Below are 15,652 nucleotides of genomic sequence, written 5' to 3'. Positions count from 1 at the left end.
ATGACCACGACCACGGAGCTCTCCGAGACCACCCTGCTGCGCTTCGCGACGGCCGGTTCGGTCGACGACGGCAAGTCCACGCTCGTCGGACGGCTGCTGCACGACTCCAAGTCGGTGCTGACCGACCAGCTGGAGGCCGTCGAGCACGCCTCCCGCAACCGCGGCCAGGAGGCCCCGGACCTCGCACTGCTGACGGACGGCCTGCGGGCCGAGCGCGAGCAGGGGATCACCATCGACGTGGCCTACCGCTACTTCGCCACGCCGAAGCGGCGGTTCATCCTCGCCGACACCCCGGGCCATGTGCAGTACACCCGCAACATGGTCACCGGTGCCTCGACGGCCGAGCTGACGGTGATCCTCGTGGACGCCCGCAACGGCGTGGTCGAGCAGACCCGCCGGCACGCGGCGATCGCCGCGCTCCTGCGCGTCCCGCACGTGGCCCTCGCCGTCAACAAGATGGACCTGGTCGACTACCGGGAATCCGTCTTCGCGGCGATCGCCGAGGAGTTCACGGCGTACGCGACCGAGCTCGGCGTCCCCGAGGTCACCGCGATCCCGATCTCCGCACTGGCCGGCGACAACGTGGTGGAGCCGTCGGCGAACATGGACTGGTACGGCGGCCCGACGGTCCTGGAACACCTCGAGACCGTTCCGGTGAGCCATGACCTCAGCCACTGCCACGCCCGGCTTCCGGTGCAGTACGTGATCCGGCCGCAGACCGCCGAGCACCCCGACTACCGCGGTTACGCCGGCCAGATCGCCGCCGGTTCCTTCCACGTCGGCGAGGCGGTCACCGTGCTGCCCTCGGGCCATGCCTCCCGGATCTCCGGCATCGACCTGCTCGGCGAGCCGGTCGACGTCGCCTGGACCACCCAGTCGGTGACGATCCTGCTGGAGGACGACATCGACATCTCGCGCGGCGACCTGATCGTGCCCAGCAAGGACGCTCCGCCCACCACGCAGGACATCGAGGCGACCGTCTGCCACGTCGCCGACGCGCCGCTGACCGTCGGCCACCGCGTGCTCCTCAAGCACGGCACCCGCACCGTGAAGGCGATCGTCAAGGACATCCCCTCCCGGCTCACGCTCGACGACCTGTCCCTGCACCCGCACCCGGGACAGCTCGTCGCCAACGACATCGGCCGTGTGAAGATCCGCACCGCGGAGCCGCTGCCGGTGGACTCCTACGCCGACTCCCGCCGCACGGGTTCGTTCATCCTGATCGACCCGAGCGACGGCACCACGCTCACCGCGGGCATGGTCGGCGAGTCGTTCGCCTCCCCCGAGCCCGTCAAGGACGAGGCCGAGGACGACGGGTGGGACTTCTGACATGAACTCCCCCGATTTCTACTCCACGTTCGCGAAGGAGGGCGGCCGCGTCGGCAGCGGTGCCCTCGGCAGCGGGCAGGGCGGAGTGGCGCGATGTGTGCGCTGACGTACGCGCACTGCCTGCGCGCCCCGTCCCCCCACCCGACGTCCCGGAAGCGACGAAGACCCCTGCCGAACTCCCGGCCACGACCTGAGAGACCGTGACCGCCGGGCCAACGAGAGGAAAGCCTCCCGTGCCTGTCAACCGCTCCACCTTCCTGCGCCGCGGAGCCGCCGTGGTCGCCGCCCTTCCCCTTCTCACTCTCGCCGCCTGCGGCTACGGGTCCGACTCCAGCAAGAGCGACTCCTCCTCCAAGCAGAAGGTCGCCGCCGGGTCGTCGAAGATCGACGGTCTGGACTCCGTGAAGATCGGTTACTTCGGCAACCTGACCCACGGCACCGCGCTGGTCGCCCGTGAGCAGGGCCTGTTCCAGAAGGAGCTCGGCGCCACCAAGGCGGACTACGCGACCTTCAACGCGGGCCCGTCCGAGATCGAGGCGCTCAACTCCGGCTCCATCGACATCGGCTGGATCGGTCCCTCCCCGTCGATCAACGGCTACACCAAGTCCAACGGCAAGAGCCTGAAGATCATCAGTGGTTCGGCCTCCGGCGGTGTGAAGCTGGTCGTGAACCCGAAGAAGATCACGTCCCTGAAGGACGTCAAGGGCAAGAAGATCGCGACGCCCCAGCTGGGCAACACGCAGGACGTGGCGTTCCTCAACTGGGCCGCGGACCAGGGCTGGAAGGTCGACGCGCAGAGCGGCAAGGGCGACGTCACGGTCGTCCGCACGGACAACAAGATCACGCCGGACGCCTTCAAGGCCGGTTCGATCGACGGCGCGTGGGTGCCGGAGCCGACCGCGTCGAAGCTGGTGGCCGAGGGCGGCAAGGTCCTGCTGGACGAGGCCTCGCTGTGGCCCGACAAGAAGTTCGTGATCACGAACATCATCGTCCGCCAGCAGTTCCTCAAGGAGCACCCGAAGGCCGTCGAGGCGGTGCTGAAGGCCTCCGTCGAGGCCAACAAGTGGATCAACGCCAACCCGGACCAGGCGAAGGCCGCGGCAAACAAGCAGCTGGAGGCGGACTCCGGCAAGGCGCTCAAGCCGAACGTCCTGGACCCGGCGTGGAAGTCGATCCAGTTCACCGACGACCCGCTGGCCTCCACCCTCAACACGGAGGCGGAGCACGCAGTCAAGGCCGGTCTGCTGGCGAAGCCCGACCTCAAGGGCATCTACGACCTGACCATCCTCAACAAGGTCCTCAAGGCCGAGGGTGAGCCCACGGTCGACGCCGCCGGTCTCGGCACCAGCTGACGCACGCCCCGAACTGTTCCCAGGAGGTGACGACCATGGCCACGACCACGACGCTCGCCAAGGCCGACGAGTCCGTCGAATACGCGGCGCGCCTCGAGCACGTCTCGAAGTCCTTCGCGACACCCGGTGGGCAGCAGCTCGTCCTGGACGACATCAGCATCGATGTCGCGCCGGGTGAGTTCGTCACCCTCCTGGGGGCCTCGGGCTGCGGAAAGTCCACGCTGCTGAACCTGGTGGCGGGACTGGACGCGCCCAGCGCGGGCTCCATCACGACGGACGGGCGCCCCGCCCTGATGTTCCAGGAGCACGCCCTGTTCCCGTGGCTCACCGCGGGCAAGAACATCGAACTCGCCCTCAAGCTGAGGGGAGTCGCCAAGGCCGACCGCCGCGAGAAGGCGGAGCGCCTGCTCGAACTGGTCCGGCTGCAGGGCGCGTACGGCAAGCGCGTCCACGAACTCTCCGGCGGTATGCGCCAGCGCGCGGCGCTGGCGCGGGCGCTCGCCCAGGAGAGCAACCTGCTGCTGATGGACGAGCCGTTCTCCGCGCTCGACGCCATCACCCGGGACGTGCTGCACGACGAACTGACCCGGATCTGGGCGGAGACGGGCGTGTCCGTCCTGTTCGTGACGCACAACGTGCGTGAGGCGGTGCGGCTGGCCCAGCGGGTGGTGCTGCTGTCGTCGCGTCCGGGCCGGATCGCCCGCGAGTGGGCGGTCGGCATCCCGCAGCCGCGGCGCATCGAGGACGCGCCCGTGGCCGAACTGTCCCTTGAGATCACCGATGTACTGCGTGGGGAGATCCGCCGTCATGGCCAGCACTGAGACGACACCGGCCCAGGACGCCGGGAGCGTCGAGGCCGGCCTGGACGCACTGGAGACCGCGGCCGTCGGCCGCCCGACGCTCCGGCAGACCCTCGTCAACAAAGTCCTGCCGCCGCTCATCGCGCTCGGCGTGGTGCTGGCCGCCTGGTTCGTCCTGTACCCGATCGTCGACGACCCGACGAAGCTGCCCTCGCCCGGTGCGGTGGGCAGCACGTTCAAGGACGCCTGGCTGAAGGGCGATCTGCTCGGCTACATCTGGACCAGCGTCTCGCGCGGTCTGCTGGGCTTCTTCTTCGCGCTGCTGATCGGCACCCCGCTGGGTCTGCTGGTGGCGCGGGTGAGGTTCGTGCGGGCGGCGATCGGCCCGATCCTGTCCGGGCTGCAGTCGCTGCCGTCGGTGGCGTGGGTGCCGCCGGCCGTGATCTGGCTCGGTCTGAACAACTCGATGATGTACGCCGTCATCCTGCTCGGCGCGGTCCCCTCGATCGCCAACGGTCTGGTGTCCGGCGTCGACCAGGTGCCGCCGCTGTTCCTGCGGGCGGGCCGCACGATGGGCGCGACGGGCGTGAAGGGCGTGTGGCACGTCGTCCTGCCGGCCGCGATGCCCGGCTATGTGGCTGGTCTGAAGCAGGGCTGGGCGTTCTCCTGGCGCTCCCTGATGGCGGCGGAGATCATCGCCAGCTTCCCCGATCTCGGCGTGGGCCTCGGCCAGTTGCTGGAGAACGCGCGCACCAACAGCGACATGGCCATGGTGTTCGAGGCCATCATCCTGATCCTCTTCGTCGGCATCGCCATCGACCTGCTGATCTTCAGCCCGCTGGAGCGCTGGGTGCTGCGCAGCCGCGGCCTTCTCGTGAAGAGCTGAACGCCCGTGTACGACAAGCCCGTTCTCCTCGTCGTCGCCCACGGCAGCCGCGATCCGCGGCATGCGGCGACCGTGCACGCCCTGGTGCGCCGGGTACGGTCGCTGCGGCCCGGGCTGCGCGTGGAGACGGGCTTCCTGGACTTCAACGTCCCGTCCGTGCACGGGGTGTTGGAGTCCCTGGCGGCGGAGGGCGTCCGCGACGTCGTGGCGCTCCCCCTCCTTCTGACCCGCGCCTTCCACGCCAAGGCCGACATCCCGGCGGTCCTGCGCGAGGCGCCGCCGCAGCTGAGCATCCGCCAGGCGGACGTGCTCGGCCCGTCCCCGCTCCTGCTGCGGGCCCTCGAACGGCGTCTGTACGAGGCGGGGCTGACGCCCGCCGACAAGTCCTCGACCGGGGTCGTCCTGGCCTCGGCCGGGTCGTCCGACCCGGAGGCGATCGCAGTGATCGCCGACATCGCGCGGGAGTGGCGGCACACCGGTTGGTGCGCCGTGCGACCTGCGTTCGCCTCCGCGTCCCTCCCCCGGACCGAGGACGCGGTACGGGAGTTGCGGGCGCTCGGCTGCGAGCGGGTGGCGGTCGCTCCGTACGTCCTGGCCCCCGGTTTCCTTCCGGACCGTATCGCCCGGGGCGCGATGGAGGCGGACGTCCTGGCCGACGTGCTGGGTCCGGCGCCGGAGGTGGCACGGGTACTGCTGGAGCGGTACGACGGGGCACGGATGCCCCGACTGGCCGCGATCGGCGCCTAAGCGCTCCGCTGGAAGTGCCGCGCTGTGCCGTCGGCCGTCCGCGGCGCCGTCGTGGCCGATCGCGCCCGCGCGGCGGAGCCGCAATCGACCGCAGCCCCGCGCCCCTTCGGGGGCGCTGCCGAACCGCTCCGGACTTCACCATGTCCGCTTAGTCGAGCAGGGCAAGCAGATGGTTCTCAAGGCGTCGGGTGAGCACGGACGGCGTCAGGTCCGTGCGGCCGAGTTCCCGCCAGGGCACGGCGACCTTCTCGGCGTCGGGGGCGAAGCCGAGGGCGTCCAGGACGCGCCAGTAGCGGCGGGCCTCCGGATCGTCGGTGAGGGTGCCGCCGGCGGCCCGGTAGTGGTCGGCGAAGCGCAGGCCGGCGGGCACACCGTGCAGCAGGGTGAGCGCGGACGAGCAGTGCGCCACATCGAGGTCGGCCGGCCCCCAGGACGTCTCCACCCAGTCGACGACACCCGTGACGGCGAGATCCGTTCCGGACCCCGTGAAGAGCACGTTTCCGGGATGGAAGTCACGGTGCAGGAAGCACGGTCGGTGGTCGGGAGCGGGACGCCGGATCACGTCCACGGCCCGGCGCCACAGCCCCGGCCGCGAGGTGTTCTCGGGAATCCGCACCCGATCCGGGGCGGTCCACGCCTCGTACGTCCGCGGCCGGTCCGCCTCCGGCACCCGCAGCCCGTGGATGGCGGCCAACTGCCGGGCGAGCAGCCGGCTTCTGCGCTCCACGTCCTCGTCGCCGTCGTCGTCCAGCCGCAGGCCCCCCGGCAGCAGCGACATCACCAGCGACGGATGGTCGCAGTGCTCCCCCGCCGCGTCGACGGCATGCAGCCGGGCGGCCGGGACGCTCGTCGGGGCGAGGAGACGGAGGATGTCGGCCTCGCGGGTGAGCAGTCCCGAAGCGGCCCTGAGATAGAAGGGTTTGACGAAGGACCGCAGCACGAGCGTGTACGGCTCCCCAGGGCCGTCGATCTCCAGCCGCCGCATCCTCGACGTCCAGCCGCCCCGCAGCGCGCCGACGTCCCGGATACGCTCCCCCGGCCGCAGACTCCGCTCCACCCACAGGCGGGTGTTGGACCAGTCCTCGGTCGTGGTCATGAAGGGGAGCCTATCGGCGAAGTGCCGTTGGCCGGCGCGGGGTGACGACGGGCGGGCCTGGTCCCGGGTCACGGTGGCCGTCGTGGCCGGCCGTGACCCGGGACGGTCGGCTCAGGACGTCGTCGTCGCGGTCACCGTGGCCGCGGGGCCGACCCCGGCGGCCGTCACCGTGGCGACGGTGACCGTGTAGGACGTGCCCGGCCTCAGTCCGCCGATGACCCGGAACATGCCCTTGGCGGAGGGCTGGGTGACCAGGACGTCCCGGCCGGTGACCTCGATCGGGTCACGTCCGTCGGAGACGGTCACCCGGTAGCCGACCACCTTGGCGTCCCCGGTCGCGGTCGGCGGGGTCCAGGCGAGGGTGGCCGCCGTGGCCGAGGTGCGCAGCTTGGGGCCGGTGGGCGCGCCCGGCAGGGCGGTCGCCGCGGTGGGCGCCAGCGGCAGTGAGGCGAGGGACGGCTCGCTGCTGCCGTACTTGTTGCTCGCGGTGACCGTCACCGTGAACGGCCCGCCGGACGACGGCAGTCCACCGATCCGCACCAGCGCCGTCCGCTTGAACTCGGCTGCCGGGACACCCTGTTGGGCGACCTGCCGACCCGTCGCGTCGTACGCCCGTGCCGTGTACGACGTCACCGGTGAACCGTTGTCCACGAAGGCCGGGTTGAAGGTGACGTACAGCGCGTCCGCGCCCGCGGTGCTGGTGCCGACGCGGGTCGGCGCCTCCGGCACCGACGGGGCTGCGACCCGGCGGCTGAGCACACCCCGGTAGGCGGGCTCGAGTCCCGCGTTGGCGAGGATCGCCGACGGCACGTCGGACAGCGCGCTCATGATGTGGTTCCCGGTCGTCACCAGCCCCTTGTTGTCGCCGTCGGCCGTGCCCTCCTCCCACCAGTTGTCCTTGACGAGGGTCGGGTCGTTGTTGCCGAGGGCGTCGCGGTAGTCGGTGTGCCGGGAGGCGACGTTGGCGTAGGAGGCGTTGTAGAGGACGTTGCCCTCGACGGTCTCGTAGGTGCAGCCGTTGTCGGTGTAGACGTTCTTGCCCAGGCCCCACTGGTCGTGGATGACGTTTCCGGTGACCTTCTCGCCGTCGGCCATGGAGGTGCCGGTCAGCCCCTGGGTGTAGATGCCGCCGCCGTCGTCGAGCCCCTGCATGTAGTCGAAGATCAGGTTGTCGCGCACGGCGTTGTCGTGGCTCGGGTTCGGGGTGGCCGGGTCGCCGATCTTGTCGGGCCAGCCGCCCCAGCCCATGGAGACGGCGCTGTAGCCGACGTGGTCGATCTGGTTGTGGGCGATGGTGTTGTGCTGGGTGTAGCCGTTGAGGATGGCCACTGCGCCGTGGTACTCGCGGGGCAGGGCGTAGAGGTGGTTGTCCGTCACCTGGACGCCGGAGGCGGGGGTCTGGCCATCCACTCCCCCGATCTCCAGTCCGTTGCCGGAGATGTCGGTGAAGACGCTTCCGCTGACGGAGGAGTCCTTGCTGCCGGTGCCCAGGTCCAGTCCGGACGCGCCGAGATGCGCGAAGACGTCGTCGGCGAACTGGATACGCTGTCCGTAGGCGAAGGACACGTTGCCGGGCATCTTCGTCCAGGAGGCGAAGGGGCAGGTGCCGCCCTCGACGTACTGGCACAGGCCCTGCGTGGCCCAGCCCCTGTCGCCGGTGATGGTGTAGCCGGCCTGGATCTCGGAGAAGCCCTCGGGCTGCGAGGGCGTCAGCCAGGTCGCGTAGCTGAACCGGATGCCGCGGAAGGCGATGTCGTGCACGGGTGCGTCGGACGTGCCACGGCCGTCGACGAGTTTCTCGGCCGCCGCCGCCTCCACATCGGCGCGGGCGAGGCTCTCGCCCTTGCGCGGCAGGTAGTAGACGGTTCGGGCGCTCTTGTCGAGGTACCACTCACCGGGCTGGTCGAGGAGTTCGTAGGCGTTCTCGACGTACGTCGCCTTGCCGTTGTTGGTCAGATGGCCCGGGCCGACCATGCTGACCGTGCGGCCGGGGATGTCGGGGAACTCGACCCGTTTGTTGGAGTTGTCCCAGCAGGGCTGGGCCATGGTGATGGTGGTGCCCTCGGCGGAGGCGATCCGGCAGCGCGGCTCGGTCCACTGGCCGAGTCCGTTGCGCTCGATGTTCCACAACGCCTCGCCGCTGGTGTAGACGAACTCGGCGTCGGACGGGTGCTTCCAGTGGGCGATCGTGTCCGAGGAGGCGGTGTAGCCGGTCGCGGTCTGGGTGAGCGTGACCGGCACGGCCCCGCGGGCCCGCTGGGCGCGCACCCCGTCCACGTACAACTGGCGGGTGTCGGTGAGCCCCTGGGGGGCGCGGGCGGCCCACAGTCCCTTGCGGCCGGGGACCTGGTGCCAGCCGACGACCTGGCGGCCGCCGCTGACGACGGTGGCGCCGGTGCCCTGCCAGATCACCCGGTGACCGTTGGTGCCGGAGTCACGGGCGTCGAGGACCAGGGGTCCGGACTGGCGGTAGGTGCCGGAGGCGAGGTGGACGGTGAGGTCGGACTTCAGGTGGGCGGTCCTGGCGCGAACCAGGTCGCGGGCGTGCTGGAGCGTGCGCACGGGATGTCGTGCGCTGCCGTCGGCATGGTCGTCGCCGGTGGGTGAGACATAGAGGTCAAAGGGCGCGGCCGCCTGGGCCGGGGCCACGAGGCCCGGGACCCCGAGGGCGAGCACGGCGGTGACAAGGGTGACCAGGGCGGCTCTTCGGTGCGTGGGCATGTACCCCTCCCGTGGGATAAGCCGGTACCCAACGCCGGGAAAGGTAGGAGCATTTGGGTGCCCCAGTCAATGAACGGGACGGAAATTGACGCGATCACCCGACCCTCAAGGTAGATTCATCGGATCAGTCGAAGCACAGAGAGCCGGTCCGGGTGCGCTTCAGCTCGAAGAAGTCGGGATGGGAGGCCAGGACCCGGAAACTGTCGAAGAGTTCGGCCGCCCGCTCGCCGCGCGGAACGGCCCTGAGCACGGGCCCGAACCACACGGTTCCGTCGACGTGCAGCGTCGGGGTGCCGACATAGCCACCGGACTCGGGCTCGACGCCGGCTTCGTGGCTGCGGCGGACGGCCTCGTCGTGGGACGGGTCGTGCGCGGCGGCCGCGAGATCGTCGGGCAGGCCCAGCTCGGCCAGCGACTCGGCGATCACCTCGTCGAAGTCCTCGGCCTTGCGCTCGTGGATGCGGGAGCCGAAAGCGGTGTAGAGATCGCGCAGGACCTTCTCCCCGTGCCGTTCCGCCGCGGCCACCGCGACCCGCACCGGACCGATCGACCGGTCGACCAGGTCCCGGTACCAGTCGGGGAGTTCGTTGCCGAGGTTGTGCAGATACAGGCTCATGACGTGGAAGCGGAGGTCGAGCGGACGCTCGCGCTCGACCTCCGTCAGCCAGCGGGAGGTGATCCAGGCGAAGGGGCAGGCGGGGTCGAACCAGAAGTCGACGCGGACGGGAGCGCTGTTCGTCATGCGGTCGACGATAGTCAGGGATTGGTTCAGTTTCCTGACCCAATCGCGCACTGTTTTCTTGGCCCAATCAGGCTCGGGGTTTCCTTGGGTACATCAGAGTGGGTACATCAGGCTCGGGCGAGCTGGGGGTCGCGGCCGCTGGAGGCGAGCGCGCGGTCGAAGGCGGGGGCGTCGTCGGGGACCGGCACCGGGTCGGCGAAACCGTCGTACTGGCGGTAGAGGGCGCCGTGCTCCTCGACCACGTGCAGCACGAACCGGGCCGCGTCGTCCGAGACGCGGTACTCCTGGCCGGTGGCGGTGGCGACGTCCCAGCCGTGGACGGCCATCTCCTTGATGACCATCGAGGCGATCTGTACGGCGGGCATCTTCGCCATGCCCAGGTCGACCTCGCCCTCCCAGACCGCCGGGTCGGCCCAGGCCGCCACGGCCCGGTCCAGCTGGGCGGCGTAGGCCGCGGGCCAGTCGGGGTCGGCGGTGAAGTCCCGGGCGGTCAGCTCCTCGGGGAGCTGCTTGCGCAGGGCCCGGTGCTCCAGGCCGTGGGAGGTGTAGAGGACCCAGTGGTTGACCAGGGCGCGGACGTCCCAGTCGGGGCAGTGGGTGGGCTCGCCGAGCCGGTCCGCGGGCACACCGCGTGCCACACGGGCCGCCTCGGCGGCGCATTCGGTCATGTACGCGTGCAGGTGCTTGGGGTCGTCGTACGTCATGCGCCCCACGCTAGGAAGGGCGCGCTCAGGACTCTTGAACAAACGCGACAGCGTCGTCGGCCAGCCGGGCCAGCTCCTCGATCGGCATCGAACCGGGCGCGCGGCGCTCGCGCGCGAAGGTGTTGGCGAGCTGCTGGAGCAGGTCGTTGAGCGGGGTCGGGACGCCGTGCAGACGGCCCAGCAGACCGATCTCGCCGTTGAGGTAGTCGGCCTCGATGGTGCCGGTGGCGCGGCTGAGGGACTGCCAGGAGGAACCACCCCCGCGCGGGGCGCCTTCGAGCGGCACCAGGTCCACCTTGTGGCCGCGCAGCGCCTGCTGCTCCTCGACGCTCGCGTACGGGATCCCGGCGGCGTCGAGCACGGCCATGCCCTCGGCCCGCACCCCCTGGTACAGCGCGCCGGCCTTCTCGCCCGCGACGGGACCGGAGACGGCCTCCAGGGCGTTGCCCAGGTTGGACAGCAGCTTGGCGTACTGCCAGCGCGCCACGTCGGGCACGACCGGCGCCTCGAAGTGGGACTTCTCCAGGTCGGCGGCGATCAGCCGGGCCGTCTCGTCGGTGCCGTGGGGATGGCGGCCGAGGTGGAGCATGCCGGTGAGCGGGGCGCCGCCGGCGGAGACGGAACCCGGTTCCAGATAGGTGGACGGCAGCCAGACGCAGACCCCGTAGACGTTGCGGAACACGCGCAGCGCGAGTCGCTGGCCCTCCACGCCGTTCTGCGCGCACAGCAGCGGCAGCCGCTCGGCGGCCGTGCCGCCGCCCGCGACCGGGGCCGGGCCCCAGGCCTGCAGCGCGGCCACGGTGTCCTGCACCTTGACGGCGAGGACGAGTACGTCGTCGGGCCTCAACTCGCCGAGCTCGCCCGGCCCTTCGACCGCGGGCAGCCGGTGGGTGTACCGCCCGTCGGGCACCGTCAGCCGCAGCCCGCCCTCCCGCAGCGCGGTCAGGTGCGCGCCCCGCGCGACCAGGACGACCTCGTGCCCCGAACCGGCGAGCCGCCCGCCGATCGCACCGCCGACGGCCCCTGCTCCGATGATGATGTAGCGCATGGGACGAGCCTCGCACAGCCCTTGACCCTGCCCCTGGGGCAGGGTCGAGCGTCCCGGCATGGACACCTGGCTGAAGCAGACGCCGTACAGCGATCCCGGCGGCCTGGACACCGGCGTGCTGCCGCGCGAACCCGGTGAACTCGCCCGACTGGTCCGGGGGTTGATCATCCACCGGGGCGAGGGCGAACCCCTCGGGTACGGGATCCCGCCGGAGCGGCTGCACCACGACGCCGAGTCGCGGTACGTCACCGAGATCCTGCGGATCCTGCGCGCACGCTCCAACCGGCCGCTCACCGAAGCCCGGCCGTACGAGGAGCGGTTCGTCGGCACGTGCCGGGACTTCGCCCTGCTGCACGTCTCGCTGCTGCGGGCCACCGGGACGCCGGCCCGGGTGCGCGGGGGCTTCGCCACGTACTTCGTCGACGGCTTCCACGAGGATCACTGGATCACCGAGTACCGCCTGCCGGACGGGACTTGGCGGCTGGCCGACCCGCAGGTCGTGCGAGCGGGGCACGACCTGGACTTCGATCCGCTGGATGTGCCGCGGAACCGGTTTCTCGTGGCCGGCGAGGCGTGGCGGGCCGTCCGGGGCGGGGCCGCGGATCCGGCGACGTTCGGGCTGTCGTGGGACGAGTCCCTGCGAGGTGCCTGGTTCGTCCGGCACAGCCTCGTCCTGGACCTGGCCTGCCGGGGCGGCGTAGAGACCCTCCCGTGGGACGGCTGGCTCCCGCTGGCCGGGGTCGAGGAACCGGGGTCCCCTTCCGAGGAGGAGCTGGCCCTGCTGGACGCGGTCGCCGCCGCCACCGACGACGAGGCCGGGCGCCTGTTCGAGGACCCTCGCCTGACCCCGCCCCGCGAGATCCTCTCCCTCGCCCCCTACCTCGGCCCGCGCAAGGTCACTCTGCCGTGAGCTCGACCAGCTTCACGACGGTGTTCCAGTTGCGGGTCGTGGCGATCACGCCCTTGTTGATGCGGGGCCTGGAGAGCACTTCGGCGAGCTTGGAGCGGCCCAGCCCCTGCGGCACGTAGAGATACAGCTCCCGCTCGCCGAGCCGGAACTCCTCGGGCAGGTAGGCCTCCCGGTCGATCTCCGCGAACCGCGCGGCGTCGACCGGCGCCGAGAAGTAGGTGACGTGCAGCTGCTTGGCCTCCAGCTCGGCGGCCGGGAAGGGGCAGGCCTCGACGACCGCCTTCAGATAGGCGTGGTCGCGGACGATCACGTCGACGGAGAAACCGAAGTGCTTCTGGATCGCGTCCGTGAGTTCGGCGGCCAGCGACTCCTCGTCGCCGTGGCCCGAGGCGAAGACGGCCTGACCGCTCTGCAGATGGGTGCGGACGCGGTCGTACCCGAGGCCGTCCATCAGCTGCCGCAGCTCGGCCATCGGCAGCTTCTTCTTGCCGCCCACGTTGATCCCGCGCAGCAGCGCCGCATACGTCGTCGTCATGGCGGACACCATAGGGCGGCCGTCGTGCCCCGTGGGGGTGGGCACGACGGCCGGCGTCCACCCGGGGGCGGACTGCGCGAAACTCTGACGGACGAGCGCGGCCGTGAGCAACCCCAACACGCAGCCGTTACTTACTCAACAAGCTTTCGTAATGACAAAGTCGGAGCGATGGCGACGGACCGGACAGCGGGCCGCCACCCCGATCACTACTCACGAGTAGCCCGGATAGATGTAAGGGGCCGTCGTCCTCCCCAACGGTGAGGCGCCCGGGTACGAGGGGATGAGTCCGGGCCACGGCACCTCACCGGGCAGCACGACGAGTTGCTCTTACACGGCCCATACCTTCGTAACGAAAGGTGGCGGCAGGGGGCTGCCACCGCGCACAAGGGGGCAAGCCCGTCATGGGGAACCGAGAAACACGGGTACGGGGCATAGCCGCCCGGGCCGGCGGCTGGAGCGCCCGCCACCGATGGGCTGCCGTCGGCATCTGGGTGCTGTTCGTCGTCCTGGCGATGGGGATCGGTTCCGCCGCGGGCCGGGTCGATCTGAAGGACAGCGACCAGCTGAAGGGCGAGACGCACACCGCCGCCCAGATCATCGATGACGCCGGGATCAAGGAACCGGCGAGCGAGACGGTCCTGATCCAGGCGAAGGACGGCCGGCTCAAGGCCACGGACAGCGAGTTCAGGGCGGCCGTCGGCGCCGTCGTCAAGGCCGTCGACGGGACCGGCAAGGTCTCGGACGTCAAGTCGCCGTACACCACGGACACGATCTCCAAGGACGGGCGCAGCGCGCTGGTGCAGTTCGACATGCGCGGCGACTCCGAGACCGCGGGCGACCGGGTGGAGCCCGTGCTGAAGGCCGTCGCCGGGGTGCAGAAGGACCATCAGACGCTGCGGATCGAGGAGATCGGCGGCGCGAGCATGCGGAAGACCTTCGACGACGCGTTCGGCGACGACTTCAAGAAGGCCGAGTACTCCGCGGTCCCGGTGGCCCTCGGCATCCTGCTGATCGCCTTCGGCGCGCTGGTGGCCGCGCTGCTCCCGGTCGCGCTGTCGATCACCGCGATCATGGCGACGATGGGGCTGATCGGCATCGTCAGCCATGTCCAGCCGATGACCGACACCGCCAACTCCGTGATGCTGCTGGTGGGTCTGGCCGTGGGCGTCGACTACTGCCTGTTCTACCTGCGCCGCGAGCGCGAGGAGCGGGCCGCGGGACGCGACGCGCACACGGCCCTGCGGGTCGCCGCCGCGACCAGTGGCCGCGCGATCATCGTCTCGGGCATCACGGTGTGCGTGGCGATGGCGGGCATGCTGTTCACCGGGCTCGCCACGTTCGAGGGCATGGGTCTGGCCTCGCTGATGGTCGTCGCCGTCGCCATGGTCGGCTCGGTGACCGTTCTGCCGGCGCTGCTGTCGCTGCTCGGCGAGCGGGTGGAGAAGGGCCGCGTCCCCTTCCTGGCCAAGGCCATGGAGCGTCGCGCCGCCCGCACGGGCGGCCAGAGCCGGTTCTGGGGAGCTGTCCTGAGGGGTGTGCTCGCCCGGCCGCTGGTGTCGGTGGTGATCGCCGCCGGTGTGCTGCTCGCCGTGGCGGCCCCCGCCCTCGGCATGAAGACCCAGAACCTCACGCTGGACCAGGAGTTCGGTGACTCGCTGCCGATCGTGCAGACGTACAACCGCGTCAACGACGCCTTCCCGGGCGGCTCCGAGCCGGCCGAGGTGGTCGTCAAGGCGAAGGACATCAACGCCCCCGAGGTGAAGTCCGCGCTCGCCGACTTCAAGGCGCGGGCGATCAGTTCGGGCGCCTCGCGCGGCCCGGTCCAGATCACCCTGCACGACGCGCAGAACATCGCCTACGTCTACGTCCCCCTGGTCGGCGGCTCCGACCTGGACAAGGCGGGCGCCAGTCTGGAGAAGCTTCGCGACGAGGTGCGGCCCGCCACGCTCGGCAAGGTGGACGGCCTCAAGGCCCCGATCACCGGGCAGGTGGCCGGTTCGAAGGACTTCAACGACCAGCTCGGCGGCGCCGTCGTCCCGGTCTTCGCGTTCGTCGTGGTCTTCGCCTTCGCGCTGATGCTGCTGTCGTTCCGCTCACTGACCATCGCGATCACCTCGATCGTGCTCAACCTCCTGTCCGTGGGCGCCGCTTACGGCATCCTCGTCGCCGTCTTCCAGCACGGCTGGGGCGCCTCGCTGGTGGGCGCGGAGGGCGTCGGCGCGATCATCACCTGGCTGCCGCTGTTCCTCTTCGTGATCCTGTTCGGCCTGTCGATGGACTACCACGTGTTCGTGGTCTCGCGGATCCGCGAGGCGCGGATGCGGGGGCGCACGACGAGGGACGCGATCCAGCACGGCGTGGTCACCACGGCCGGTGTCGTCACCAGCGCCGCGGTCATCATGGTCGCCGTGTTCGCGATCTTCGGCACGCTGTCCATGCAGTCCATGAAGCAGATGGGCGTGGGCCTGGCGGCCGCGGTGCTCATCGACGCGACGATCATCCGGGGCGTGCTGCTCCCGGCGGTGATGGCCCTGCTCGGCGAACGCAACTGGTACCTGCCGAAGTGGCTGAACCGCATGCCCGACCTCACGCACGACGAGTCACCGGAGGCCATCGCCCACTCGGCACCGGAGCACGGAGAACGACTGCCAGTCTGACGACTCCCCCTGACAGAGGGCCCGTTGGTATCCCCGGGGGAACCAACGGGCCCTCGATCACGCCCGGCGCCGGAGGAGTTCGGCCGCGGGGCGAGACGTCTGTCAACGCGCCTCTTCCCGCGCCG

At 70.7% G+C, this 15,652-nt stretch carries 13 protein-coding genes; 7 read left to right on the top strand and 6 right to left on the bottom strand.

Annotated elements, in window-relative coordinates; all coding sequences use genetic code 11:
- From ACWCQ1_RS25515 to ACWCQ1_RS25495, 5 genes are all read left to right on the top strand, one after another.
- Complete coding sequence (locus ACWCQ1_RS25515) at nt 1-1,329, top strand: sulfate adenylyltransferase subunit 1 (RefSeq protein WP_358603209.1); 1,329 nt, start codon at nt 1-3, stop codon at nt 1,327-1,329.
- Nucleotides 1,330-1,562: 233 nt separating this feature from the next.
- Nucleotides 1,563-2,681, top strand: a complete 1,119-nt coding sequence (locus ACWCQ1_RS25510) for an aliphatic sulfonate ABC transporter substrate-binding protein (RefSeq protein ID WP_133041651.1) — start codon at nt 1,563-1,565, stop codon at nt 2,679-2,681.
- Nucleotides 2,682-2,716: 35 nt separating this feature from the next.
- Nucleotides 2,717-3,502, top strand: a complete 786-nt coding sequence (locus ACWCQ1_RS25505; RefSeq protein ID WP_451027456.1) for an ABC transporter ATP-binding protein — start codon at nt 2,717-2,719, stop codon at nt 3,500-3,502.
- Nucleotides 3,489-4,367, top strand: a complete 879-nt coding sequence (locus ACWCQ1_RS25500) for an ABC transporter permease (protein ID WP_133041649.1) — start codon at nt 3,489-3,491, stop codon at nt 4,365-4,367. The genes ACWCQ1_RS25505 and ACWCQ1_RS25500 overlap by 14 nt, the downstream gene beginning before the upstream one ends.
- 6 nt (nt 4,368-4,373) lie before the next feature.
- Nucleotides 4,374-5,114: a sirohydrochlorin chelatase gene (locus ACWCQ1_RS25495; RefSeq protein WP_358603215.1), complete on the top strand. Its 741-nt coding sequence runs from the start codon at nt 4,374-4,376 to the stop codon at nt 5,112-5,114.
- A 148-nt stretch (nt 5,115-5,262) separates the two neighbouring features.
- Here the strand turns inward: ACWCQ1_RS25495 and ACWCQ1_RS25490 are convergent, their stop codons facing one another.
- From ACWCQ1_RS25490 to ACWCQ1_RS25470, 5 genes are all read right to left on the bottom strand, one after another.
- Nucleotides 5,263-6,210: a phosphotransferase family protein gene (locus ACWCQ1_RS25490; protein WP_358603218.1), complete on the bottom strand. Its 948-nt coding sequence runs from the start codon at nt 6,208-6,210 to the stop codon at nt 5,263-5,265.
- Between the two features lie 111 nt (nt 6,211-6,321).
- On the bottom strand, nt 6,322-8,931 hold the full coding sequence (locus tag ACWCQ1_RS25485) for a fibronectin type III domain-containing protein (RefSeq protein WP_451027455.1): 2,610 nt from the start codon (nt 8,929-8,931) through the stop codon (nt 6,322-6,324).
- 124 nt (nt 8,932-9,055) lie between these two features.
- Nucleotides 9,056-9,673, bottom strand: coding sequence for a mycothiol-dependent nitroreductase Rv2466c family protein (locus ACWCQ1_RS25480; protein ID WP_451027454.1), 618 nt, complete (start codon nt 9,671-9,673; stop codon nt 9,056-9,058).
- A gap of 107 nt (nt 9,674-9,780) precedes the next feature.
- Nucleotides 9,781-10,377, bottom strand: coding sequence for a TIGR03086 family metal-binding protein (locus ACWCQ1_RS25475; protein ID WP_133041644.1), 597 nt, complete (start codon nt 10,375-10,377; stop codon nt 9,781-9,783).
- Nucleotides 10,378-10,402: 25 nt separating this feature from the next.
- The gene (locus ACWCQ1_RS25470; RefSeq protein ID WP_451027453.1) at nt 10,403-11,425 is read right to left on the bottom strand and encodes a ketopantoate reductase family protein; all 1,023 of its coding nucleotides are present in this window, start codon (nt 11,423-11,425) and stop codon (nt 10,403-10,405) included.
- 58 nt (nt 11,426-11,483) lie between these two features.
- On the opposite strand from ACWCQ1_RS25470, the gene ACWCQ1_RS25465 reads away from it, so the two are divergent.
- Nucleotides 11,484-12,335 (top strand): transglutaminase-like domain-containing protein, encoded by an 852-nt coding sequence (locus ACWCQ1_RS25465; RefSeq protein ID WP_133041642.1) that lies wholly within the window; start codon nt 11,484-11,486, stop codon nt 12,333-12,335.
- Here ACWCQ1_RS25465 and ACWCQ1_RS25460 read toward each other — a convergent pair.
- Complete coding sequence (locus tag ACWCQ1_RS25460; RefSeq protein WP_358603230.1) at nt 12,322-12,870, bottom strand: DUF1697 domain-containing protein; 549 nt, start codon at nt 12,868-12,870, stop codon at nt 12,322-12,324. The genes ACWCQ1_RS25465 and ACWCQ1_RS25460 overlap by 14 nt on opposite strands.
- 401 nt (nt 12,871-13,271) lie before the next feature.
- On the opposite strand from ACWCQ1_RS25460, the gene ACWCQ1_RS25455 reads away from it, so the two are divergent.
- Nucleotides 13,272-15,527 (top strand): MMPL family transporter, encoded by a 2,256-nt coding sequence (locus ACWCQ1_RS25455; RefSeq protein WP_133041640.1) that lies wholly within the window; start codon nt 13,272-13,274, stop codon nt 15,525-15,527.
- Nucleotides 15,528-15,652: the final 125 nt, after the last annotated feature.

It is taken from the genome of Streptomyces sp. NPDC002144 (genome assembly GCF_053593695.1).
Note: the sequence above shows the minus strand (reverse complement) of the source record. Positions and strands in the feature narration are given on the sequence as shown.